22 protein-coding genes are annotated in these 23,864 nt (G+C 72.4%); 11 read left to right on the forward strand and 11 right to left on the reverse strand.

What is annotated here, in order from left to right; translation table 11 throughout:
* Nucleotides 1-16: 16 nt before the first annotated feature.
* Genes msrA through AC4IJH_RS31800 form a run of 3 tightly spaced genes read right to left on the reverse strand, consistent with a single transcriptional unit; the run spans nt 17 to nt 2,046 of the window.
* Nucleotides 17-688 (reverse strand): peptide-methionine (S)-S-oxide reductase MsrA, encoded by a 672-nt coding sequence (gene msrA, locus AC4IJH_RS31790; RefSeq protein ID WP_490855392.1) that lies wholly within the window; start codon nt 686-688, stop codon nt 17-19.
* A gap of 5 nt (nt 689-693) precedes the next feature.
* A complete protein-coding gene (locus AC4IJH_RS31795; protein ID WP_490855393.1) occupies nt 694-888 on the reverse strand; it encodes a hypothetical protein in 195 nt (64 codons plus the stop codon).
* Nucleotides 889-915: 27 nt separating this feature from the next.
* Complete coding sequence (locus AC4IJH_RS31800; protein WP_490855394.1) at nt 916-2,046, reverse strand: hypothetical protein; 1,131 nt, start codon at nt 2,044-2,046, stop codon at nt 916-918.
* A 170-nt stretch (nt 2,047-2,216) separates the two neighbouring features.
* On the opposite strand from AC4IJH_RS31800, the gene AC4IJH_RS31805 reads away from it, so the two are divergent.
* Complete coding sequence (locus AC4IJH_RS31805; RefSeq protein ID WP_490855395.1) at nt 2,217-3,377, forward strand: cystathionine gamma-synthase; 1,161 nt, start codon at nt 2,217-2,219, stop codon at nt 3,375-3,377.
* 140 nt (nt 3,378-3,517) lie between these two features.
* Here AC4IJH_RS31805 and AC4IJH_RS31810 read toward each other — a convergent pair whose 3' ends face one another.
* The 3 genes from AC4IJH_RS31810 to AC4IJH_RS31820 all read right to left on the reverse strand — a co-directional run bounded on the left by AC4IJH_RS31810 (nt 3,518) and on the right by AC4IJH_RS31820 (nt 5,038).
* The gene (locus tag AC4IJH_RS31810; RefSeq protein WP_490855396.1) at nt 3,518-3,769 is read right to left on the reverse strand and encodes a hypothetical protein; all 252 of its coding nucleotides are present in this window, start codon (nt 3,767-3,769) and stop codon (nt 3,518-3,520) included.
* Nucleotides 3,770-3,812: 43 nt separating this feature from the next.
* Nucleotides 3,813-4,325, reverse strand: coding sequence for a sigma factor-like helix-turn-helix DNA-binding protein (locus AC4IJH_RS31815; RefSeq protein WP_490855397.1), 513 nt, complete (start codon nt 4,323-4,325; stop codon nt 3,813-3,815).
* Between the two features lie 212 nt (nt 4,326-4,537).
* On the reverse strand, nt 4,538-5,038 hold the full coding sequence (locus AC4IJH_RS31820) for a MarR family winged helix-turn-helix transcriptional regulator (protein ID WP_490855398.1): 501 nt from the start codon (nt 5,036-5,038) through the stop codon (nt 4,538-4,540).
* Between the two features lie 155 nt (nt 5,039-5,193).
* Between AC4IJH_RS31820 and ilvA the strand changes: the two genes are divergently transcribed.
* The 3 genes from ilvA to AC4IJH_RS31835 all read left to right on the forward strand — a co-directional run bounded on the left by ilvA (nt 5,194) and on the right by AC4IJH_RS31835 (nt 8,654).
* Nucleotides 5,194-6,447: a threonine ammonia-lyase gene (gene ilvA / locus AC4IJH_RS31825; RefSeq protein ID WP_490855399.1), complete on the forward strand. Its 1,254-nt coding sequence runs from the start codon at nt 5,194-5,196 to the stop codon at nt 6,445-6,447.
* Between the two features lie 270 nt (nt 6,448-6,717).
* Nucleotides 6,718-7,788: an ATP-binding cassette domain-containing protein gene (locus tag AC4IJH_RS31830; protein ID WP_490855400.1), complete on the forward strand. Its 1,071-nt coding sequence runs from the start codon at nt 6,718-6,720 to the stop codon at nt 7,786-7,788.
* Entirely contained in the window at nt 7,785-8,654 is an 870-nt protein-coding gene (locus AC4IJH_RS31835) for an ABC transporter permease (RefSeq protein WP_490855401.1), read from the forward strand. The genes AC4IJH_RS31830 and AC4IJH_RS31835 overlap by 4 nt, the downstream gene beginning before the upstream one ends.
* Nucleotides 8,655-8,733: 79 nt before the next feature.
* Here AC4IJH_RS31835 and greA read toward each other — a convergent pair whose 3' ends face one another.
* Together greA and AC4IJH_RS31845 are read right to left on the reverse strand one after the other, a co-directional pair.
* Entirely contained in the window at nt 8,734-9,231 is a 498-nt protein-coding gene (greA, locus tag AC4IJH_RS31840) for a transcription elongation factor GreA (protein WP_490855402.1), read from the reverse strand.
* Between the two features lie 227 nt (nt 9,232-9,458).
* Nucleotides 9,459-9,869: a DUF4307 domain-containing protein gene (locus AC4IJH_RS31845; RefSeq protein ID WP_490855403.1), complete on the reverse strand. Its 411-nt coding sequence runs from the start codon at nt 9,867-9,869 to the stop codon at nt 9,459-9,461.
* 108 nt (nt 9,870-9,977) lie between these two features.
* Between AC4IJH_RS31845 and mca the strand changes: the two genes are divergently transcribed.
* Both mca and AC4IJH_RS31855 read left to right on the forward strand, forming a co-directional pair.
* Nucleotides 9,978-10,850, forward strand: a complete 873-nt coding sequence (mca, locus tag AC4IJH_RS31850) for a mycothiol conjugate amidase Mca (RefSeq protein ID WP_490855404.1) — start codon at nt 9,978-9,980, stop codon at nt 10,848-10,850.
* 4 nt (nt 10,851-10,854) lie between these two features.
* Entirely contained in the window at nt 10,855-11,160 is a 306-nt protein-coding gene (locus tag AC4IJH_RS31855) for an RAMP4 family protein (RefSeq protein WP_490855405.1), read from the forward strand.
* Nucleotides 11,161-11,194: 34 nt separating this feature from the next.
* Here AC4IJH_RS31855 and AC4IJH_RS31860 read toward each other — a convergent pair whose 3' ends face one another.
* Nucleotides 11,195-14,470 (reverse strand): tetratricopeptide repeat protein, encoded by a 3,276-nt coding sequence (locus AC4IJH_RS31860; RefSeq protein WP_490855406.1) that lies wholly within the window; start codon nt 14,468-14,470, stop codon nt 11,195-11,197.
* Nucleotides 14,471-14,742: 272 nt separating this feature from the next.
* Between AC4IJH_RS31860 and AC4IJH_RS31865 the strand changes: the two genes are divergently transcribed.
* From AC4IJH_RS31865 to AC4IJH_RS31880, 4 genes are all read left to right on the forward strand, one after another.
* Nucleotides 14,743-16,779, forward strand: a complete 2,037-nt coding sequence (locus AC4IJH_RS31865; protein WP_490855407.1) for a thioredoxin domain-containing protein — start codon at nt 14,743-14,745, stop codon at nt 16,777-16,779.
* A gap of 180 nt (nt 16,780-16,959) precedes the next feature.
* Complete coding sequence (locus tag AC4IJH_RS31870) at nt 16,960-17,970, forward strand: MDR family NADP-dependent oxidoreductase (protein WP_490855408.1); 1,011 nt, start codon at nt 16,960-16,962, stop codon at nt 17,968-17,970.
* Nucleotides 17,971-18,042: 72 nt separating this feature from the next.
* Nucleotides 18,043-19,371 carry an amidase gene (locus tag AC4IJH_RS31875; protein WP_490855409.1) on the forward strand — a complete coding sequence of 443 codons (1,329 nt, stop codon included), beginning with the start codon at nt 18,043-18,045 and terminating at the stop codon, nt 19,369-19,371.
* A 64-nt stretch (nt 19,372-19,435) separates the two neighbouring features.
* The gene (locus AC4IJH_RS31880) at nt 19,436-19,867 is read left to right on the forward strand and encodes a MerR family transcriptional regulator (RefSeq protein ID WP_490855410.1); all 432 of its coding nucleotides are present in this window, start codon (nt 19,436-19,438) and stop codon (nt 19,865-19,867) included.
* 91 nt (nt 19,868-19,958) lie between these two features.
* Here the strand turns inward: AC4IJH_RS31880 and AC4IJH_RS31885 are convergent, their stop codons facing one another.
* Nucleotides 19,959-20,594, reverse strand: coding sequence for a TetR/AcrR family transcriptional regulator (locus AC4IJH_RS31885; protein WP_490855411.1), 636 nt, complete (start codon nt 20,592-20,594; stop codon nt 19,959-19,961).
* A gap of 389 nt (nt 20,595-20,983) precedes the next feature.
* A complete protein-coding gene (gene trhA, locus AC4IJH_RS31890) occupies nt 20,984-21,700 on the reverse strand; it encodes a PAQR family membrane homeostasis protein TrhA (RefSeq protein ID WP_490855412.1) in 717 nt (238 codons plus the stop codon).
* A gap of 232 nt (nt 21,701-21,932) precedes the next feature.
* Between trhA and AC4IJH_RS31895 the strand changes: the two genes are divergently transcribed.
* Nucleotides 21,933-23,774, forward strand: a complete 1,842-nt coding sequence (locus AC4IJH_RS31895) for a phosphoenolpyruvate carboxykinase (GTP) (RefSeq protein WP_490855413.1) — start codon at nt 21,933-21,935, stop codon at nt 23,772-23,774.
* Nucleotides 23,775-23,864: the final 90 nt, after the last annotated feature.

Consider the following 23,864-nt stretch of genomic DNA (forward strand, 5'->3'; position numbering starts at 1 on the left):
TGTGCGGTCCCCGCCATCAGCCCTCGGCCGACGCCACCCCGACCGGGCAGGAGACGCCCGTGCCGCCGATGCCGCAGTAGCCTGTCGGGTTTTTGTCGAGGTACTGCTGGTGGTAGGGCTCGGCGGCGTAGAAGGGGCGGGGGTCGGCGGGGAGGATTTCGGTGGTGATGGGGCCGTAGCCGGCGGCGGTGAGGATGGGCTGGTAGGCGGTGCGGGAGGCTTCGGCCTCCTGCTGGTGGGCGGGGGTGTGGGTGTAGATGGCGGAGCGGTACTGGGTGCCGGTGTCGTTGCCCTGGCGGAAGCCCTGGGTGGGGTTGTGGGACTCCCAGAAGAGTTTGAGGAGGGCGGCGTAGGAGACGCGGGCGGGGTCGTAGACGACGCGGACCGCTTCGGTGTGGCCCGTCAGGCCGCTGCACACCTCTTCGTAGGTGGGGTGGGGGGTGTGGCCGCCCTGGTAGCCGACGAGGGTGGTCCATACGCCGTCCGTCTGCCAGAACTTGCGCTCGGCGCCCCAGAAGCAGCCCAGCCCGAAGTCGGCGACGGCCAGGCCCTGCGGGTACGGGCCGAGGAGCGGGTTGCCCAGGACCGTGTGCCGGGAGGGGACGGTGTAGGACGGCTCGGAGCGGCCCTTGAGCGCTTCCTCGGGGGAGGGGAGGCGGTGGGAGAAGCTGGTGAACGGCAGCGGCATGGGGATCAGGGCTCCTGGTCCGGGGCGGTGGCGACGGCGGGCGGCGCGCCCGCGGTGCGTGCGTAGGGGTAACGCCGCGGTACGGGCCCGCATTCCGTACGGGCCGGGTGGGGCCCGCCTCCCGTACGGATCGGGTGGCGGTCCGAGTCCTGTACGGGCCGGGTGGCGGTCCGCTCCCGTACGGACCGGGTGGGGCCCACTCCCGTACGGACCCGGTGGCGGGAGGGCTACGGCTGGGAGCGGAAGGAGGCCGGGGTGCCGCCCAGGCGTTCCCAGCCGGCGACGGCCAGGGCGCGGCAGGCGGTGTACTCGACGGCCGGCTGGGGGCTGTAGGACCACGGGACGGCGCCCACGTGGCCGTCGACGTGGCGCAGCTGCTCCATCGCCTCCGGGTAGCGCTCGGCGCGTACCAGGAACCAGACCAGGAGGTGGCGGACGTGCGCGGCCATGGGGTGGTCCTCGGGCGCCTCGCGCAGGGCGAAGTGGGCGCCGTCGACGGCCCGCTCCACGACCTCGCTCTGGTACAGGCCGCGGACCATGTTGGCCTCGGGCAGGTGCTCGTAGACCGAGAAGAGCGGGAGCGCGGGCAGCAGGCTGCCCGCGGGGGCGCCGGAGGCCGCGCGCTGGGCGAACTCGTCGGCCTGCTTCCGGGAGCCGTGCCACTTCTGCGACCAGAAGGAGAGGGCGGCCAGATGCGCGCCCATGTGGTGCGGGGCGCGCTGGAGGACCTTGGACCACAGCTCCTCGTAGTCCGCCGGGCGCTCGCCCAGACCGCGCGCGACGGCCAGCTCGATGATGTACGGGATCGGGCTGCCCGGCGCCAGCAGGGCCGCCTCCCGGCAGACCGTGCGGGCCTCCTCCAGGATCATGCGGAAGTCCTGCGAGGACGGGTCGCGCAGCGCCTGCAGGACCAGGAACTGGGCGTGCGTCTGGGCGCCGCCGGCGTCCTTGGGGGCCTCCGAGCGCCAGGTGCGCAGCCAGACGCCGCCCCGCCCCGGCTCCTGGGCCAGCGCGAAGGCCGCGGCCCCCGCGAGGGTCTGTACGCGCTGCCAGCGCCGCTCGGCCGCGTCACCGGAGGCGGAATCTCCTGCGTCTCCGGTGCCCGACAGCAGCCGGGCCGCCGGCCGCCAGTCCTGGGTGCGGGCCAGCTCCTCCAGGGCCTCCTCCAGCTCGCGGTCGGGCCCGGGCAGCCGTACGTCCAGCTGATCGGCCGGTACGAAGCCGTAGTCCGTCATCGGGTCGGCGGCGCTCGCCAGTCCGGCATGGACCTGCTGCGCGGCCTGCCGGCGCCGCATCCAGGGGTAGGCGACGACACCGCCGATCGCGGTCGCGGCGATGAGAACCAGCAGTACGTCCATGAGTCGAGTCCCGGTCGGAGGATCCCCGGCCCGAGCGGGCCAGGGGCGGTCGAGCCCGGCGTGCCGCGGTGGTGCGGCGCGGCGAGGGCTCGTCTGTACCTGTATTCACTCTCCAGCCAACCAGAAAGTTCCGGGCGGCGTACGAGCGCGGCCGACTACCCTCTGCACACATGAGCGACGATCGCGACACCAGCCGTCAGAATTTTGAGACCCTCGCCATCCACGCAGGTCAGGAGCCCGATGAGGCGACCGGCGCGGTAGTGCCTCCCATTTACCAGGTATCGACCTACAAGCAGGACGGCGTCGGCGGACTGCGCGGCGGCTACGAGTACAGCCGCAGCGCCAACCCGACGCGCACCGCCCTTGAGGAGAACCTCGCCGCCCTGGACGGCGGCCGCCGCGGCCTGGCCTTCGCCTCCGGCCTCGCCGCCGAGGACTGCCTGCTGCGCACCCTGCTGACCCCCGGCGACCACGTCGTCATCCCCAATGACGCCTACGGCGGCACCTTCCGCCTCTTCGCGAAGGTCGCCGAGCGCTGGGGCGTTCAGTGGTCGGTGGCCGACACCTCCGACCCGCAGGCCGTACGCGAGCAGATCCGCCCCCGCACGAAGGCGATCTGGGTGGAGACGCCCAGCAACCCCCTCCTGGGCATCACCGACATCGCGGCGCTGGCCGGCATCGCGCGCGAGGCCGGGGCCCGCCTGGTCGTGGACAACACCTTCGCCAGCCCCTACCTCCAGCAGCCGCTCGCGCTGGGCGCCGATGTCGTCGTGTACTCCACGACGAAGTACATGGGCGGCCACTCCGACGTCGTCGGCGGCGCGCTGGTCGTGGGCGAGGACGCGCTCGGCGAGGAGCTGGCCTACCACCAGAACGCCATGGGCGCCGTCGCCGGGCCCTTCGACGCCTGGCTGGTGATGCGCGGCATCAAGACCCTGGCCGTACGCATGGACCGGCACAGCGCCAACGCCGCGCGGGTGGCCGAACTCCTCAGCTCCCACGCCAAGGTGACCCAGGTCTACTACCCGGGCCTGGAGTCGCACGCGGGCCACGAGATCGCCGCCAAGCAGATGCGCTCCTTCGGCGGGATGGTCTCCTTCCGGGTCGCCGGCGGCGAGGAAGCGGCCGTCGAGGTCTGCAACCGGGCCAAGCTGTTCACGCTGGGCGAGTCGCTGGGCGGCGTGGAGTCGCTGATCGAGCACCCGGGCCGGATGACGCACGCCTCCGTGGCGGGCTCCGCCCTGGAGGTCCCCTCCGACCTCGTCCGCCTCTCGGTCGGCATCGAGGCCGTCGACGACCTGCTGGCGGACCTGACGCAGGCGCTGGGCTAGGGGCTCTGGGCTCTGGGGCTCTGCCCCCGTAAGGGGCGCGGGGCCGCGTCGATATGCGGCGGCTTCGCCGCGTGGACGCGGCCAGCCACGGCGCGCCCGCGGTCGGACACGGCGCCCGGTGGCCCGGTGCTGCCGCGCTCCTACCACCCCTCCAGCGGAGGCGTCGTGTTCACCGTCGGCGGCAGCCACGGCTCGGCGAGCGCCGCCCAGGTCAAAAAGGCCACCAGGGCGGCGAGCGCGAGCAGCCAGGCCAGCCGGCGGGCCGCGCGGCGGCGGGCCAGCAGCCGCCTGCCGCGCTCGGCGGCGCGTGCCGCCAGGGCGGGCGGGACCGGGGGGTGCGGGGTGTCCAGCATCCGGCGCACCTCGGTCTGCTTGCGGTCGGGGAGCGTCATCCGGCGCTCCCCGTACCGCTGTTGAGGGCTGCGGCGTATCCGCTCATGGCGTCGCCACCTCGGCGCGCGCGGGCCCCGGGTCGGACGGCGCCGGGCGGGCGGCGGGCCCGGAGGAGACGCGGGCGCTGCGCAGCTCCGCCACCGCCCGCAGGCACAGGGCGCGCACCCGCTCGGCGGGCAGGCCCAGTTGGGCCGCCGTCTGCTCCTCGGCCACGCCCTCGTACAGCCGCAGGACCAGGACCAGGCGCTCGCGCGGCGGCAGTCGGTCCAGCGCTCCGCCGCGCGGCCGGCGGTGCCGCCGGGCGCGGTGCGCGAAGCGGGTGGCCAGCTCCTGGCGCGTACGGTCGTAGGGGTCCTCGCCGCGCAGCCGGTCCCACTCGGCGAAGGTGCGCGCCAGCGCGGCGGTGAGCAGTTCCTCCGCCATGGGCGCGGGCTGTCCGTCCGGCTCGCCGGTCAGCAGGGTGGCGGCATGCAGCAGCCGGCCCCCCGCGCCCGCCACGAACGCCTCGAACTCCCGGGCGCGACGGCGCTCTTGTGCCGCCCGCCGCTCTCGCACAGCGCCTCCCGGCCGCCCCGGCCCCCGCCCCGCCGACAGGTGCGCGGGACCGGCATCGGCTCACGCCCTCCATAGCACGGCAGCGGCCCGCGCCCGGTCAAGAGGCGCGTCACAAGCCGCCCGCCCGCCGTACGCGGCTCAGCAGGGAATGCCCCGCTCGTACCCGGCGGCCACCGCGGCGGCGCGGTCCTTGATCCCCGACTTGCCGAGGGTCAGGACGTCGGTTCTGCCGGGGGGAGGGAGGCGGTGACGGTGGACAGGGAGGAGTTGAAGCGTGTCAGGAGCGTGCAGAACGCGTCGCGCTCCTCCTGGGTCCACTCCTCGGTGACCATGGCCATCAGGGCGCGGCGCGAGGCCCGTACCTCCTCCAGGCGGGTCAGGCCGCGCTCGGAGAGCTGGAGCACCACCGCGCGGCCGTCCTCCGGGTGCGAGGTGCGGGTGACCAGGCCGGAGTCGACCAGCGGGGCGACCTGGCGGGTCACCGTCGAGGAGTCGATGCCCATGCCGGCGGCCAGCGCCTTCACGCCCATCGGGCCCTCCTGGTCCAGGCGGTTGAGCAGCAGGTAGGCGGCGCGGTCCATGGAGTTGCGCGCCTGCCCGACCCCGCCGAGCCGGCTCTGTTCGGCGCGGCGGGCGAAGACGGCTACCTGGTGTTGCAGCGCGTCGAGAAGAGCGGTGTCGGTGTTGGTCGTCATGTCCGAAGAGGTGGGCATGGCCGGGTGCTCGCTTCATGGGGTGCGTACGGATTGGGGGACAGAGTACGCGGCCCGGGCGCCGGACGTACCGGCGCTGCCCAAACATGTGCCCGCCGGAGCGGGTCCGCCGCCTCGCGACGCCCGCTTGAGCCCGAACTGTAAGACTTGGCGCCATGGCCGATCACACGCCGCACGCGTCCGTCCCCGCCTCGCAGCGCGCGCTGTCCGCGGTCACGCTCGACGACGTACGGGAGGCCCAGAAGATGCTCTCCGGCGTCTCGCGCGCCACGGCGCTGGAAGGCAGCCGCTATCTGTCCGGGCTGGTCGGCGGGCCGGTGCACCTCAAGTGCGAGAACCTCCAGCGCACCGGCTCCTTCAAGATCCGCGGCGCCTATGTGCGCATCGCGGGGCTGAGCGCCGAGGAGCGGGCGGCGGGCGTGGTGGCGGCCAGCGCGGGAAATCACGCGCAGGGCGTGGCGCTGGCGGCTTCCTTGCTGGGGGTGCGCTCGACGGTGTTCATGCCGGTGGGGGCGCCGCTGCCGAAGGTCGCCGCGACCCGGGAGTACGGCGCCGAGGTGCGCCTGCACGGCCATGTCGTGGACGAGACGCTGGCCGCCGCGCAGGATTACGCGCGCGAGAGCGGCGCGGTCTTCATCCACCCCTTCGACCACCACGACATCATCGCGGGCCAGGGCACGGTGGGCCTGGAGATCCTGGAGCAGTGCCCGGAGGTGCGCACCGTCGTGGTGGGCATCGGCGGCGGTGGGCTCGCGGCGGGCGTCGCGGTGGCCGTCAAGGCGCTGCGCCCGGACGTACGGGTGGTCGGGGTGCAGGCGGCGGGCGCGGCGGCCTACCCGCCCTCGCTGGCGGCCGGGCGCCCGGTGTCCATCGAGTCGCCGTCGACGATGGCGGACGGCATCAAGGTGGGGCGGCCCGGCGATGTGCCGTTCAGAATTGTCGGCGATCTCGTGGACGAGGTCCGTACGGTGTCCGAGGACGAACTCTCCAGCGCGCTGCTGTTGTGCCTGGAGCGGGCCAAGCTCGTCGTGGAGCCGGCCGGGGCCAGCCCCGTGGCGGCCCTGCTGTCGCAGCCGAAAACCTTTGAGGGCCCGGTCGTTGCGGTGCTGTCCGGGGGGAATGTCGACCCGCTTCTGATGCAGCGCATCCTGCGGCACGGCATGGCCGCCGCCGGGCGCTATCTGTCGCTGCGGCTGCGGCTGACGGACCGTCCGGGGGCACTTGCGACGCTTCTGGGTGTGCTGTCAGTGGTGGACGCTAACGTCCTTGATGTGAGTCACGTACGGACCGATCCGCGGCTCGGACTCACCGAAGCGGAGGTGGAGTTGCACCTGGAGACCAAGGGCGTGGAGCACTGCGCCGAGGTGAGCGCCGCCCTTCGGGAGGCGGGCTACACCGTGATGCTCTGAGGCCGCGCCGAGGGGCAGGGAGCAGGGGGCGGGGGACGATGCAGCAGTTCATAGCGTGACACCACAGCTGGACAGCGGGAGGCGGCCGCGGAGCAGCGGGTCCCATCGCGATATGAGTATCGCGATGTATCGCGTATAGGGTAATATTCGGGGCCGGGTCGCTGTCGCGCAGGCGGCAGCCGGTGAGCGGACAAATGCCCGCAGGGCGGGTCGAGTCCGACGAACGTAAAATTCTTCGTGGAACTAACCCAAAACCCTGGGAGTCCCTACATGCCAGGCGCGATCTATGCCGAAGGTCTGGTGAAGACCTTCGGAGATGTCAGGGCACTGGACGGCGTCGATCTCGACGTCCCTGAAGGAACCGTCCTCGGTCTGCTCGGCCCCAACGGCGCCGGCAAGACCACCACCGTGCGGGTGCTGACGACCCTGCTCCAGCCCGACAGCGGCCGGGCCGTCGTCGCGGGTATCGACGTCCTCAAGCACCCCAACGAAGTGCGCCGGTCCATCGGCCTGTCCGGCCAATTCGCCGCTGTGGACGAGTATTTGACGGGCCGTGAGAACTTGATGATGGTCGGTCAGCTCTACCAGATGAGCGGTCGGGACGCGAAGGTGCGGGCCGGTGAGCTGCTGACGCGCTTCAACCTCGCCGACGCCGCCGACCGCCCCGCCAAGACCTACTCCGGCGGTATGCGGCGGCGGCTCGACCTGGCCGCCGCCCTGGTCGTCAGCCCGCCCGTGATGTTCATGGACGAGCCGACCACCGGCCTGGACCCGCGCAACCGGCAGCAACTGTGGGACGTCATCCAGGAGTTGGTGGCCGGCGGTACGACCCTGCTGCTCACCACGCAGTATCTGGAGGAGGCCGACCACCTCGCGCACGACATCTGCGTGGTGGACCACGGCAAAGTCATCGCCCGCGGCACCTCCGACCAGCTCAAGGCCCAGACCGGCGGCGAGCGCGTCGAGGTCGTCGTACACGCCCCCGAGCACATCGCCATCGCCGACGAGGTCCTGCGCGGCTTCGGCAAGGGCGAGGGGAAGATCGAGCAGCACACCCGCAAGATCACCGTCCCGGTGACCGGCGGCGCCAAGCTGCTCGCCGAGGTGATCCGCGAACTGGACGCGCGCGGCGTGGAGATCGACGACGTCGCACTGCGCCGCCCGACCCTGGACGATGTGTTCATCTCGCTGACCGGGCACGCCGCCGAGGCCGAGACCGAGGGTGGCGAGGACGTCCAGGACGCCGTGCCCAAGTCCAGGCGCGGCAGGCGCGGCGGCAAGGGCGACCCGACAGACAAGACCGGCAAGAGCGATAGGAACGACAAGGGGGTCGCGGGATGAGTGCCGTGACCGACACCGTCAGGCCCGGGATTCCGCAGGCGCGCGGCGGCGTGAGCCAGTCCGTGCGGGACTCCCTGGTCGTGGCCAAGCGCAATCTGATCCGCATGATGCGCATCCCGGAGATGGTCATCTTCGGGCTGGTCCAACCGATCATGTTCGTGGTGCTGTTCACGTACGTCTTCGGCGGATCCATCATCATCCCCGGCGCCGCACCGGGCAGCGCCCAGGCCTACCGCGAGTTCCTGATGGCGGGCATCTTCGCGCAGACCGTCACCTTCGCCACGGCGGGCGCGGGCGCGGGCATCGCCGACGACATGCACAAGGGCCTGATCGACCGCTTCCGTTCGCTGCCCATGGCGCGCGGCGCGGTGCTCACCGGCCGTACCCTCGCCGACCTGGTGCAGACCGCGCTGACCTTGGTCGTGCTGGCCGTGGTCGCCCTGCTCATCGGCTGGCGCACCCACGAGAACATCGCCAAGGTGCTGGCCGGCTTCGGCCTGCTGCTCCTGCTCGGCTACGCCTTCTCCTGGATCGGCGCGCTGATCGGCCTGACCGTGCGCACCCCGGAGGCGGCCACCTCCGGCGGGCTGATCTGGCTCTTCCCGCTCACCTTCATCTCCAACGCCTTCGTGCCGGTCGACGGCATGCCGAGGTTCCTGCAGCACGTCGCGGAGTGGAACCCCTTCAGCGCGACGGTGCAGGCCGCGCGGGAGCTGTTCGGCAACACCATCGACGGCAGGGCCACCTCGGTGACCGGGGCCTGGCCGATGGAGCACCCGGTGCTGGCGTCGGTGATCTGGTCCGTGGTCATCATCGTGTTCTTCCGGACCCTGGCGGTACGCAAGTACCGCTCGGCGACGGCCTGATGAGGCCGCGGGGCCGCTCGACCGCCCTGTGAGCGCGCAGGCACGCACCAACGGGCCCGGGCCCGTGGAACAGTGGTGATCAGCCCTGGTACGGCTTGGCGTCCAGGATCTTCACCGACGCCTTGCGGCCGTTGGGCAGCTCGTACTCCGCCTCGGCACCGACCTTCTTGCCATTGACGCCCGAGCCCAGCGGCGACTGCGGGGAGTAGGTCTCGATGTCCGAGCTCGCGTACTCCCGCGAAGCCAGCAGGAAGGTCACGGTGTCGTCCGGGTCTCCGTCGAACGCGATGGTGACGACCATGCCGGGGGCCACGACACCGGTGGCGGCGGGGGCCTCGCCGACCTTCGCGCTCTCCAGCAGCTGCGTGAGCTGGCGTACGCGAAGTTCCTGCTTGCCCTGCTCCTCCTTGGCCGCGTGGTACCCGGCGTTCTCCTTCAGGTCACCTTCTTCGCGGGCCGCCTGGATCTTCTCGGTGATCTCAGCGCGTGCGGGACCAGACAGGTACTCCAGCTCGGCCTTGAGCTGGTCATACGCCTCCTGGGTCAGCCAGGTGACGTTGTCGCTGGTCTGGGTCACAGGTGCTCCTCGTCGGTACTGGGGATAAATCAAACGCCCTACCAGGAAGGGTGCGCCTTCACAGGTGGGCGAAACCACGAGCCTAACAATTCCGGCACAAAAGGGGGAAGAGAAAATTCACAAGGAACGCGTCAGCACCGATCAGTGCTGGTCAGCGGCCGGTCGCCGGCTGGTCGGCGGTGGTCCGAAGGTGGGGCGGCCGTCCGCCGGTGTGCTGACGCGGCCGGTCAGCCGCGGCCCGAGGTGGTGCAGCCGACCAGCACGGCGTTGGTGGCCCGCTGGGTGGTCCGCAGCGTGACCTCGGTGTCCACCTGCTTCTCGCGCTGGTCGATGGTGACGTCCTTGCGCCCCACCTCCGCGCCGCTCTCGGCCTGCGAACGCAGCGTGCACACGCCGGTGGCGTCCGCGTCCTTGGTGACCTCCAGGTGCACCGTGACCTCGGTGTCGGAGGCCACGTTCCAGGTGATGACCCGGCCGCTGAGGTCCTGCCCCGAGACATAGGAGACGCCGATCCAGGCGACCACGCCGAGCAGGCCGGCACCCAGCACCGCGCCGATGATCTTCAGCTTGCGGTCCGCGCGCTGATCGGCGGAACGGCCGTAACGCCCGTCCGGCAGCCCCTCGCGCACCGCGCCCATGATCGTTCCTCCTGGTAGGGGGACCTGGAATTAATCGACCCCTCTCTTCAGTCACTATAGAGAGGCATTCAGAGGCATCTTCCACGGCCCTTCACTGAGGATCGAGTCTTGACTGAGCAGCTGCGATTGATGGCGGTCCACGCGCACCCCGACGACGAGTCGAGCAAGGGCGCGGCCACCATGGCCAAGTACGTGTCCGAGGGGGTGGAGGTGCTGGTCGTGACCTGCACCGGCGGCGAGCGGGGCTCCATCCTCAACCCCAAGCTCCAGGGCGACGCGTACATCGAGGAGCACATCCACGAGGTGCGCAAGAAGGAGATGGACGAGGCCCGGGAGATCCTGGGCGTCAAGCAGGAGTGGCTGGGCTTCGTGGACTCCGGGCTGCCCGAGGGCGACCCGCTGCCGCCGCTGCCCGAGGGCTGCTTCGCGCTCCAGGACGTCGAGGAGGCGGCCGAGCCCCTGGTGAAGCTGATCCGTGAGTTCAAGCCGCAGGTCATCACGACCTACGACGAGAACGGCGGCTACCCGCACCCCGACCACATCATGACCCACAAGATCACGATGGTGGCCTTCGAGGCGGCCGGGGACGCGGAGAAGTACCCCGGGGCCGGCGAGCCCTTCCAGCCGCAGAAGCTCTACTACAACCAGGGCTTCAACCGCCCGCGCACCCAGGCCCTGCACGAGGCCATGCTGGAGGCCGGGCTGGAGTCCCCCTACGGGGAGTGGCTCAAGCGTTGGGAGGACTTCGAGCGCCGCGAGCGCACCCTGACCACGTACGTACCCTGCGCGGACTTCTTCGAGATCCGGGACAAGGCGCTGATCGCGCACGCCACCCAGATCGACCCCGACGGCGGGTGGTTCCGGGTGCCGATGGACCTCCAGCGCAAGGTCTGGCCCACCGAGGAGTACGAGCTCGCGAAGTCTTTGGTGGACACTTCCCTCCCCGAGGACGACCTCTTCGCGGGCATCCGCAACAATTGAGCCCATGATGAGCGCGACCAGCACCCTCGCCATGACGCAGTTCGTCACTCTTGCCGACAACTTCGACAAGGACAAAGTGACTCCCGGCGTCCTCGGCTTCATCGTCTTCGCGGTCATCGGCGGTGCCGTGTGGCTGCTGATGAAGTCCATGAACAAGCACATGAAGAAGGTCGACTTCCAGGAGAAGGGGGCTCCCGGTGAGGACGGCCCGGCGGGCCCGGCCACGGCCGACCGCTCGGAGGCGACCGCCGAGCGGCCCGCCTCCCCGAAGGCGGCCCCGGCCAAGGGCGCCCGGCCCAAGACGAGCTGAGCCGCGCGCCGCGCTGTCCCACCCGGGTTCACCGTCAGTGCGGTGAAGCCGCCGCCACGCCCATGACCTCGCGGGCGTGGCGGTTGGGGACCATGCCCAGGCGCCACGCCTGCCAGCCGGCCTCCAGCTCCACACCGCGCTCCAGCAGCAGCCCGAACGCCTCCACACAGTCCTCCAGCTTCGAGTCACGGCTGGGGTGGCCCTCCTGCGCCAGCCGCGCGAGCTCTCCCTGGGCCACGGCCGTGCCCACCACCGAGCCGCCGGGGGAGGCGTAGGGCAGCAGCGTGCAGCGCAGGAAGCGGGCCCAGTCCTCGCCCCGCCGGTCGCCGTAACCGGCGAACGTCCGCGCCGCCTCGTCGGCCAGCTCCAGGGCCTGCGCCGCGCGCGCGTTGCCCGCATCGATGATCACCAGTTCCAGGCAGGACCAGGCCTCCCCGTGCGGCACACCGATGCGCTGGAAGTCCTTGCGGGCGTCCTGCAGCAGCTGCCGGGCGAAGCCGCTGTTGCGCAGCGAACCGGTCTGGGCGGCGCGCAGATCGCGGGTCACCCGGCCCGAGTGGTGCCGGGCGCAGGCCAGGCCGTAGCCGTCCTGCATCCTGCTGAACATCGTCCGCGAGCGCTCCAGATGCCGCACCGCGGCGTCGTGGTCGCCGCGCTCCTCCAGCGACTGGCCCAGGTAATACAGCGTCCAGGCCTCGCCGCGCGCGTCCTCGTGGCGCCGGTGCAGCGGCAGCGCCTGGCGCAGCTGGTCCACGGCCGGGCCCGGATCGCCGGCCACCAGCCGCGCCCGCGCCAGCTGCGTCATCGCCCAGGCCTCGCCGCGCTCGTCGTGCGTACGGCCGTACAGGTCCGACGCCGAGTGGAACTCCCGCTCCGCATCGGCGACTTGGCCCATGCGCAGATACACCTGCCCCAGCTGGAAGTGCGCCCAGGCCTGGCCGTGCAGGCTCTCGCTCTCGCGGTGCAGCTCCAGTGCCTCGTGCAGCAGCTGGAGCGCCTCGGCTATCTGCGCGCGGTCCCGCTCCACCGCCGCCAGGGCGTGCAGCGTCCAGGCCCGGTCGCCGCGCAGGTCCTGCTCGGACTGCATGCCCAGCGCCTCGCGCAGCTTGCTCGCCGCCTCCGTCAGATTGCCCTGCTGCTGCAGGGTGATGCCCAGATCGCGCAGCGCCCGCGCGGCACCCGCCGGATGCTGCGCCTCGAAGTAGAGGTCCACCACGGAGGACAGGGTCGTGCGCGCCCGGTCCAGCTCGCCCAGCTGCCGGGCCGCCACGCCTGTGCGCCACTGCACGGACCGTACGAGCATCCCCTGGCCCACCGCCTTGGTCAGCTCGCTCAGCTCGCCCAGGCGGTACAGGTCGCCGCGCAGCAGGCAGTAGTCGGCCAGCGCGCCCAGCAGGTGCGAGACGGTGGCCTGGTCCACGTCCTGGTCGGCGTGGCGCAGCGCGGCCGTGATGAAGCTGGTCTCGTCGTCCAGCCACTGCAGCGCCGCGTCCAGTGAGGTGAAGCCGTGCGACCCGAAGCGGTCGGCACGGGTGGAGGTGCGCCCGTCGACCAGGCGGATGACGGAGTCCGCCAGCTCCGCATAGCTGCGGATCAGCCGCTCCTGGGCGGTGGACCGCTCGCCCGGCTCCTCCTCGTCCACCAGCCGGGCGTGGGCGAAGCGGTGCACGAGGGCGTGCAGGCGGTAGCGGTCGCCGCGCACCTGCTCGATCAGCCCGGCCCGCGCCAGCGCCGCCAGCTGCCGCTCGGCCTCGCCCTCGGCGACCCCCAGCAGGGCCGCGGCGGCGGCCGCGCCCAGGCTCGCCCGGCCCACCAGCGCCAGCCGGCGCAGCAGCCGCCGCGCGGACTCGGCCTGGTCGGAGTAGCGCAGCCACAGCGCCCGCTCCACCGGCGAGACGGGACCGTAGGCCTCCAGGTCGGTGGCCAGCGACTCGGGAGTGCGCGTGCCCAGCGCCGAGCCCGCCACCCGCAGCGCCAGCGGCAGCCCGGCACACAGCTCGCCTATGCGGTCGATGGAGCGGGAGTCGTACGGACCCGCCTCGGCGCCGCCGTCCTGCGCCGCGGCCGCCGTGGCCCGCAGCAGCTCCTCGGTGCCCGCGGCGTCCAGCGCACCCACCGGCAGGTGGCGCACCCAGGCCTGGAGGTCGGCCGGCAGCTCCAGCGGCTCGCGGGAGGTGACCAGCACCAGGCTGTCGGAACGATCCGGCACCAGGGTGCGCACCTGCTCCGGGTCCGCCGCGTCGTCCAGCAGGACCGTCACGGGCAGGCCCGTCACATGCTGGTGGTACAGCTCGGTGAGCCGCTTGACGTGCTGCTCCTGGGAGGGCCGCTCGCGGAACAGCAGCTGCTCGCGGGGCGCGCCGAGCCGGTTGAGCAGGTGCAGCAGCGCGTCGCGGGTCGACAGCGGCTGCTCGCTCGCGGTGCCGGCGCCCAGGTCCACCACGCACGCGCCGCGGAACTGGTCGCGCAGCTGGTGCGCGGCCCGCAGCGCCAGGGTCGTGCGCCCCGAGCCCGGCTCGCCGTGCAGCACCACCACCGTCGGCCTGGTCTCCGTGCTGGCCCGTCCGGCGTGCACCCACTGCGCGATCTGGGTCAGCTGCGCCCGCCGCCCCGCGAACGGCCCCTCGGGGCGCGGCAGATGGGAGAAGGACCGCTCCAGGACCGAGCGCTGGCGCGCTGCCGCACTGCGGTCGGCACCGCGCAGCTGCGGCACCCGCGCCGTCTTCGCCGGGGCGGGGGTGCCCGCCCCGCCGGCCGCCCTGGTCGCCGCCGTCAGCATCCGCTGCTGGTCCAGGAAGGGCCGTATGCCGCGCACCTCCAGCGCCGTCAGCCACTGCAGCCGCAGCTGCTCGGGCCCGCCCGGCTGCCCGCGCATGCCCGCCTGGCGGTGCGCCGCGGGCCAGTGGCCTGCCGTCAGCTTCACGAAGGTGGCGGCGGCGCCGGCCGCCGCCACGGCGAGCCCGACGCCCACCGCGGTGCCGGGCCCGGTGCCGTACGCCAGGTCCGTGCCGAACGCCGCGACGGCCGCGACGGCCGTGGCCACCGCGGGGGTGCCCAGCTCCTTGCGCGACAGCCGCTCCGAGAGCGGGCGCCGCCCGGCCTCTGCCTCGTCCAGCGCGCGGACGAACGCGCCGTACTCCTCCGAGGCCGTCCCCGCCAGGTCGTCCAGCGCCGCGCGCGCCCGGGTCAGCAGCACGCCTGCTTCGATACGCCCGCCGGAGCGGCGCACCTCCTCTTCCACGGCCCGCGCCAACAGCCCTTCCGCTTCCGCCCGATGGCTGTCCCGCAACACAGCCAGTGAGCCCGGCATGCGCTTCCCCCTCCAGCAGTCCTCAGCTCCCACAGCGCCGGTGCCGTGACCGGCCCGACGGTCCTTCGCGTTGATCGCCTTCGTACGCACAGTGTTCCGCGTCGACGCGGATTACGGCAGGCCTGTGGATAACTCCCGGAGGACAACTCCCGGCCCCTGGCCGGAAACCCCGGGCAGCCCCCGGACCGCGGACCGCAAGGCCCCCGGAACCCCGGCCGGACAAACCGCCCCCGCTCCCCGTCGAGCGGCGTCCCTTGAGGGAGGATGGCCCCATGCCGAACCGCCTGGCTCATGAGACTTCCCCGTATCTGCTCCAGCACGCCGAGAACCCGGTCGACTGGTGGCCGTGGTCGCCCGAGGCGTTCCAGGAGGCGAGGCGGCGGGACGTACCGGTCCTGCTGAGCGTCGGCTACAGCTCGTGCCACTGGTGCCACGTCATGGCGCACGAGAGCTTCGCGGACGGGGCCACCGCCGAGCTGGTCAACGCCGGTTTCGTGGCGGTGAAGGTGGACCGCGAGGAGCGCCCGGACGTGGATGCCGTCTATATGGAGGCCGTGCAGGCCGCCACCGGCCAGGGCGGCTGGCCCATGACCGTCTTCCTCACCCCCGACGCCGAGCCCTTCTACTTCGGTACGTACTTCCCGCCCGCGCCGCGCGGCGGCCTGCCCTCCTTCCGCCAGGTGCTCCAGGGCGTCACCAAGGCCTGGGCGGACCGCCGCGAGGAGGTCGGCGAGGTCGCCGCGCGCCTGGTGCGCGACCTGTCCGCGCGCCGCCTGACCGACACCGGTGACGGGCCGCCCGGGCCAGAGGACCTGCACGCCGCCCTGATGGGCCTGACCCGCGAATTCGACGCGGTGCGCGGCGGGTTCGGCGGCGCGCCGAAGTTCCCGCCGTCCATGGCGATGGAGTTCCTGCTGCGCCATCACGCGCGTACGGAGTCCGAGGCGGCCCTGCAGATGGTGCAGTCCACCGCCGAGGCGATGGCCCGCGGCGGCATCTACGACCAGCTCGGCGGCGGCTTCGCGCGCTACGCGGTCGACGCGACCTGGACCGTCCCGCACTTCGAGAAGATGCTGTACGACAACGCGCTGCTGTGCCGGGTGTACGCCCACCTGTGGCGGGCCACCGGCTCCGACCTGGCCCGGCGTATCGCGCTGGAGACCGCCGACTTCATGGTGCGCGAACTGCGCACCCAGCAGGGCGGGTTCGCCTCCGCGCTGGACGCCGACTCCGACGACGGGAGCGGCCGGCACGTCGAGGGCGCCTACTACGTATGGACCCAGGAGCAGCTGCGCGAGGTCCTGGGCGAGAAGGACGCGGGGCTGGCCGCCGCGTACTTCGGCGTCACCGAGGAGGGCACCTTCGAGGAGGGCGCCTCCGTGCTCCAACTGCCCGACAACGAAGCCCTGGCCGAGGCCGGACGCATCGCCGCCATCAAGGAGCGGCTGCTGGCCGCCCGCGAGCAGCGGCCCCGCCCGGGGCGCGACGACAAGATCGTCGCCGCCTGGAACGGGCTGGCGATCGCCGCGCTCGCCGAGACCGGCGCCTACTTCGGCCGCCCGGACCTCGTCCAGGCCGCCACCGACGCCGCCGACCTGCTCGTACGCGTCCACATGGACTGGCAGGCCCGGCTGCTGCGCACCTCCCGCGACGGTGCCCCTGGCACCAACTCCGGTGTCCTGGAGGACTACGCGGATGTCGCCGAGGGCTTCCTGACCCTGGCCTCGGTCACCGGCGAGGGCGTCTGGGTCGACTTCGCGGGCTTCTTCCTGGACACCGTACTGGCCCACTTCACCGCCGAGGACGGCTCGCTGTACGACACCGCCGACGACGCGGAGGCGCTGATCCGCCGCCCCCAGGACCCGACCGACAACGCCACGCCGTCGGGCTGGAGCGCGGCGGCCGGCGCCCTGCTGTCGTACGCCGCGCTGACCGGCAGCGGACCGCACCGGGACGCCGCCGAGAAGGCCCTGGGTGTGGTCAAGGCGCTGGGCGGCCGGGTGCCGCGCTTCATCGGCTGGGGTCTCGCGGTGGCCGAGGCCGCCCTGGACGGCCCGCGCGAGATCGCCGTCCTGGGCCCGCACGGCGAGGCGGCCACCGCCGCGCTGCACCGCACCGCCCTGCTCGGCACGGCCCCCGGCGCGGTCGTCGCCCTGGGCGAGCCCGGCTCGGACGACGCGGAGGCCATCCCGCTCCTCAAGGACCGCCCGCTGCTGGAGGGCCGCCCCGCCGCGTATGTCTGCCGCGCCTTCACCTGCGAACGCCCCACCTCGGACCCGGAGGAACTGGCCGAGCGGCTGCGGTCGTAGGGCCTGTCGTCACAGTCCCGCCTGCCTGGCGACGCCTGGCAGGCGCGCTGGCCGACCTCGCCGCCCACCCGCACCCCGTAGGGGACGGTACGCACCGCCCTAGGACCGCAGGCCGAGAAGGGGCGTAGGTCCAGGGGCGGACTTGAACTTGACGCGAGGGTCAAGTTCTAGCGTCGGGGCATGACGAACCGCACGCACCGCGAGGTCCGCCTCGCAGCCCGTCCCACCGGCCCCCTCACCGACGAGCTCTTCGAGATCGCCGAGGTGCCGGTGCCCGAACCGGCGCCCGGCCAGATACTCGTACGCAACACCGTCATGGCCGTGGCCGCCGTGATGCGCACCCTCATGGAGGAGAACGCCGGACTGCCGATGCCGTCCTTCGTGCCGGGGCAGCCGCTGTACGGGGGCGCCATCGGCGAGGTCGTCGCGGCGCCCGGTACCGACTTCCGCCCCGGCGACCTGGTCGAGCACAACCTCGGCTGGCGGGAGTACGCCGTCGTGGACGCCGCGCGGGCCACCCGGCTGGACGCCAAACTGCTGCCCGACCCCGCCGCGTACCTCTCCCAGGGGCCCACCGCCTGGATGGGCATCGTGCGCGGCACCCAAGTGCGCGAGGGCGACACGGTGTTCATCACCGGGGCCGCGGGCGGCGTGGGCACGCTGGCCGGGCAGATCGCCAAGCTGCGCGGCGCCGCCCGCGTCATCGGCTCCACCAGCTCCCGGCGCAAGGCCGATGTGCTCATCAACGAACTGGGCTACGACGCGGTGGTGATCCGCGGCGCGGGCCCCATCGAGGAGCAGCTGCGCAAGGCCGCTCCCGAGGGCATCGACGGCCTCTTCGACAACGTCGGCGGTGAGCAGTTGCAGGCCGCCATCGCGGTGGCCAAGCCGCGGGCCCGCCTCGCGCTCATCGGCGCGCTGGCCAACCAGCTGACGGGGAACGCCGAGACCAGGGAGAAGACCCCGATCGACACCGTGTCGCTGCTGGCCCGCAGCATCACCGTGCGCGGCATGGCCCTCTACGACAACCTGGATCTGATCCCGGAGTGGAACGCGCAGTTCGGGCGCGGGCTGCGGGACGGCACGCTCACCTTCCCGCACGCCCGGCTGCACGGCATCGCCCAAGCGCCGCAGGCGCTGCGGGAGTTGATCGAGGGGCGCCACCTGGGGGCCGTACTGGTGGAGTTCTGAGAGCGAGGGTCCGGGCCGAAGGGGGAGGGTGCGCTCCGGCGTGCCCTCCGGGGGGCTTGTAGCCTCTGAGGCGTGGAGCAACTGGTCAGGAACTGGTCATTGACGGACGAGGCCGCCGCTTTGCGGGACGGCCGCAGCGATCCGGCCGACGCGGTGGAACGATCCTGCGCCCGGATCGACGAGGTGGACGGGGAGATCAAGGCCTTCGTCCCCGAACCGGAGCGCCGCGCCCGGCTGCTGGCCGCCGCACAGAAGCTGGCGGGCGGTGCCCGGGAGCCGGGCGCCCGCCCCGCGCTGTACGGAATCCCGGTCGGGGTCAAGGACATCGTGCGGGTGGCGGGCCTGCCCACGCGCGCGGGCTCGGCGCTGCCGCCCGAGGCGCTCGACGGCCCGCAGGCGGCGGTGGTGGACCGGCTGGAGGCGGCGGGCGCACTGGTGGCGGGCAAGACCGTGACGGCCGAGTTCGCCGTACTGGCGCCGGGGCCGACCCGCAATCCGCACAACACCGCGCACACGCCCGGCGGTTCGAGCAGCGGCTCGGCGGCCTCGGTGGCGGCGGGCATGGTGCCGCTGGCGATCGGCACCCAGACGGTGGGGTCGATGATCCGCCCGGCCGCGTACTGCGGAGTGATCGGCTTCAAGCCGACGTTCGGGCGTATCCCCGTGGACGGGGTGATTGCCAACGCCCCGTCCTTCGACACCCTCGGCGTCTACGCCACCGATGTCGCGGGGGCGGCGCTGGCGGCCTCGGTGCTGTGCGACCACTGGCGCCAGGGCGCCGCCCCTGAGGGCCCCACGGTGCTCGGTGTCCCCGTCGGGCCGTACCTGGAGCGGGCCGGGGACGAGGCGCTTCAGGCCTTCAACGGCCAGGTGGAGCGGCTGCGTTCGGCCGGGTACGAGGTGCGCAGGGTGCCGGTGATGGCGGACTTCGAGGACATCGTCCGGCACCTTTTCACGATGAACCGTTACGAGGTCGCGCGCACCCACACCGAGTGGTTCGCGCGCTTCGGCGACCTGTACCGCGCGGAGACGGCCGGCGCCATCCGCGAGGGGCACCAGGTCCCCGAGGCCGCGTACGAGCAGGCGCGGCGCGGGCGCGAGGAGTTCAGGGCGCGGCTGGCCGAGGAGACGGACGCGGCGGGCATCGCAGCGTGGATCACCCCGGCCGCGACCGGCCCCGCGCCGCACGGGCTCGCCACCACGGGCAGCTCGATCATGTGCCTGCCGTGGAGCGACACCGGCCTGCCCTCGCTGACCCTGCCCGCGGGCCGGGCCACAGGCGGACTGCCGCTGGGGCTCCAGCTGGTGGGCCGGGCCGGGGCCGACGAGGAACTGCTGGCCCGGGCCCCGGGCATCGAGGCCGCGCTGGGCGGCATCGACGGCACCGCCCGCACCCACTGACCCAGCTGCGCTGCCCGGCCTGACCGACCGGGGAGCCGACGGACCGACCGGGGAGGAAGGACGGATGCGGATCGGAGACGCCGCGGCCGCCGCGGGGATGATCCCGAGGGCGCTGCGCTATTACGAACAGCACGGGCTGGTACGGGCCGACCGCACGCCCTCGGGACACCGGGTGTACGGCCCCGAGCACGTGCGCCGCCTGCGGGCGCTGCGCGAACTGCTGGACGCCGGGCTGACGGTGGGGGACCTGCGGGCCTTCGAGCCGATCCTGGACACGCTGCCGCCCAGCGGCATGGCGGAGGTCTTCCGCTACGACGCGTCCCGCGCCCAGGGGCAGCAGGCCCGGGCCCAGGCCGTGGCCCGCAGCCGGCTGGCCGACCTGGACGCGCGCATCGAGCGGCTGTCGCAGCTGCGGGAGCGGCTGGCGCTGCGGCTGGGGGAGCCGCCGCGCGAGCCGGGGCGGGTGGGCGCGTACACGGGGCGGCTCAGGGAGTGAAGCAGGGCCCCTGGCCCGGGAGTCGGCCGTTCGCGGGCCGGCCGTTCGCGGGCGGGCCGGCCGAGGGCCGGTCGCCGCGTCGGGCCGCGCGTCAGAGGGTGAGGCCGCGGGCCAGTACGTCCATGGTGGTGCCGATGAGCTGCTCCAGGTCGCTCCTGTGGCCGGTCTCCACCCAGCGCATCATCGCCTCCTGGAGGGCCGCCATGATGGCCGCCGCGATGACCCGGACCTCCAGGTCGCCGGCGGGCCGCCCGGAGCGCTCGGCCAGCACGCCCGCGATCATGGCGGCGTCGCGCGCGGTGTTCTCCGCCATCCGGCCCCGCAGCGCGGGCACTTCGTGCACCAGGAGGGTGCGCTGGCGCAGCACCGCGCGGTCCTGGGCGGTGAGGCGGCGCAGCGCGTCCAGGGCGGCGTGCCGCAGCGACTCCACCATCGGCTCGTTTGCGGGCCTGGCCCGGATGCCGGCCTCCAGCTCGGGGTCGTACTCGTCGGTGAGCACGATGTCTTCCTTGGTGGGGAAGTAGCGGAAGACGGTGCTGGGGGAGACCTCGGCGGCCTCGGCGATGCGGTCCACCGGGGTCGCGTCGTAGCCCTGCTCGGCGAAGAGCTGGTAGGCGGCCCGGCGGATGGTCCGCCGGGTCTGGATCTTCTTCCGTTCGCGCAGTCCGATCTTGGGGGTCGCGGGCTGCGCTGCGGAGCTGCTGCGTGCGGAGGGCATGGTCAACATTGTCGGCCATCGGTCCGCCCGCGGCCCTGTCGCGAATCGGCCGGGGCGCGGCGGGGGAGCGGGCGGACGAAGTGCGCTGTTAATCCTTAATGACACTCTGTCTGTCAGTGGTGTGTGTAACTCTCTCAGTAGGGCATGGTCGCGTTCAGTGATGTCAACGGTGATGCCTTGATGGGGGTGTTGCGAGGATGCGTAGTGGAATTCAGGTGAGTGCAGTGCTCGCGGCGGCGCTGTGCGTCGGAGGGTTCCTCGTGGGCGGCACGACGGCGGTGGTCGCGGTGACGGTGGCCTTCGTGGCCGCCCTGACATGGCAAGTGGCCGCGGCCTCACGGCCACGGCCACTTGCGGGACGACGGGTCCCCGGCGCGCAGATGCCGGGTGCGCGGATCTCAGGCGTGCGAATAGGCCACCAGAGAGATGCCGACGTAGTGCACCACGAAGGCGGCCAGCGTCAGCGAGTGGAACACCTCATGGAACCCGAACCACCGAGGTGACGGATTCGGGCGCTTGATTCCGTAGATCACGCCGCCCGCGCTGTAGAGGAGTCCGCCCACGATCACCAGGACCAGGACGGCGATGCCGCCCTTGCTCAGGAAGTCGGGGAGGAAGAAGACGGCCGCCCAGCCCATCGCGATGTAACAGGGGGTGTAGAGCCAGCGCGGTGCGCCGACCCAGAAGACGCGGAAGGCGATACCGGCCAGGGCGGCCGCCCACACGGCCCACAGCAGCAGCTGACCGCGGGTGCCGGGGACGAGCAGCATGGTGAGCGGGGTGTAGGTGCCCGCGATGATCAAGAAGATATTGGCGTGATCGAGGCGGCGGAGTATCGCGCTGGTGCGCGGACCCCAGTTGCCCCGGTGATAGAGCGCGCTGATCCCGAAGAGCAGACAGGCGGTCAGGGTGTAGATCGCACACGCCACCCGTCCACGGGTGCTGTCGGCGAGTGCGGTGAGCAGGACGCCCGAGAAGAGGGCGGCGGGGAACATCCCGGCATGCAGCCATCCCCGCAGTTTCGGCTTCAGGGGGGCGGCCGCCGCGGCCACCGCGGTGACCGCGGTGGTCACAGGGGTCGAATGGCTCTCGGCGGCGTGAGGCGCGGAAGTCATGCCCGCAATGCTACCTACGCAACCGTAGGTTATGGATTGGTCGGGAAGTGGTGACGGTCACGAGAGCGCCCTCTGGACAGATAAGGATCGGGGCCGGATGATCAAATGAGTGCGGTCGGCACCGGATGAGCGGTCGCGAAGCATCCGGGTCGCAGCCCCCAAGGGGCGACAACGACAAAAACGGGCGCTCGGGATGGAGCTGCCCGTCCTCAACCCTCAAAGAGGAGCGATCGTGGCGCGCGACGCTGTGCTGCCTGGCGGCGACCCCCAGAACCCCAAGGCACCCACCAGCCATCAAGAACTGATCGCCTGGGTCGACGAGATCGCGTCGATCACCCAGCCGGACCGGGTCGTATGGTGCGACGGCTCGGAGGCGGAGTACGAGCGGCTGAGCGAAGAGCTCGTCGCCAAGGGCACGTTCAAGAAGCTCGACCCGATCAAGCGGCCCAACTCCTACTACGCCGCCTCCGACCCGACGGATGTCGCGCGTGTCGAGGACCGCACCTTCATCTGCTCCCAGAAGGAGGAGGACGCGGGCCCGACCAACCACTGGAAGGCTCCCGCGGAGATGCGCGAGATCTTCACCGGTGAGCAGGGCATCTTCCGCGGCTCGATGCGCGGCCGGACCATGTACGTCGTCCCGTTCTGCATGGGCCCGCTCGGCTCGCCGCTGTCCGCCCTCGGCGTGGAGATCACCGACTCCGCGTACGTCGCCGTCTCGATGCGCACCATGACCCGCATGGGCCAGGCCGTACTGGACGAGCTGGGCAGCGACGGTTTCTTCGTCAAGGCCGTGCACACCCTCGGCGCCCCGCTGGCCGAGGGCGAGCAGGACGTGCCGTGGCCCTGCAACTCCACCAAGTACATCTCGCACTTCCCCGAGGACCGCGAGATCTGGTCCTACGGCTCGGGCTACGGCGGCAACGCCCTGCTCGGCAAGAAGTGCTACGCGCTGCGCATCGCCTCGGTGATGGCGCGCGACGAGGGCTGGCTCGCCGAGCACATGCTGATCCTCAAGCTCACCCCGCCGCAGGGCGAGTCCAAGTACGTCGCCGCCGCGTTCCCGTCCGCCTGCGGCAAGACCAACCTGGCCATGCTGGAGCCCACCATCTCCGGCTGGACGGTGGAGACCATCGGCGACGACATCGCCTGGATGCGCTTCGGCGAGGACGGCCGCCTCTACGCCATCAACCCCGAGGCCGGCTTCTTCGGCGTCGCGCCCGGCACCGGTGAGCACACCAACGCCAATGCCATGAAGACCCTTTGGGGCAACTCCGTCTTCACCAACGTCGCCCTCACCGACGACAACGACGTGTGGTGGGAGGGCATGACCGAGGAGCAGCCCGCCCACCTGACGGACTGGAAGGGCAACGACTGGACGCCCGGGTCCGGTGTGCCCGCGGCCCACCCCAACGCCCGCTTCACCGTCCCGGCCGGGCAGTGCCCGATCATCGCGCCCGAGTGGGAGGACCCCAAGGGCGTGCCGATCTCGGCGATCCTCTTCGGCGGCCGCCGCGCCAGCGCCGTACCCCTGGTCACGGAGTCCTTCGACTGGCAGCACGGCGTCTTCCTCGGCGCCAACGTCGCCTCGGAGAAGACCGCGGCGGCCGAGGGCAAGGTCGGCGAGCTGCGCCGCGACCCGTTCGCCATGCTGCCCTTCTGCGGCTACAACATGGGCGACTACATGGGCCACTGGGTCAATGTCGCCAAGGGCAAGGACCAGTCCAAGCTGCCCAAGATCTACTACGTCAACTGGTTCCGCAAGAACGACGCGGGCAAGTTCGTCTGGCCCGGCTTCGGCGAGAACAGCCGGGTGCTGAAGTGGATCGTGGAGCGTCTGGAGGGCAAGGCCGCGGGCGTCGAGACGCCGATCGGTGTGCTGCCGACCAAGGACGCGCTGGACACCGACGGCCTCGAACTGGCCGACGCCGACCTGGACTTCCTGCTCACCGTCGACAAGGACGTGTGGCGCGAGGAGGCGGCGCTGGTGCCCGAGCACCTCAACACCTTCGGCGACCACACGCCCAAGGAGCTGTGGGACGAGTACCGCGCGCTGGTGCAGCGCCTGGGCTGATCCGCGCAGCGTTCACGGCCGGGGGGGGGGGGGGGGGGGGGGGGGGGGGGGGGGGGGGGGGGGGGGGGGGGGGGGGGGGGGGGGGGGGGG

It is taken from the genome of Streptomyces sp. UF-297, assembly GCF_058245575.1.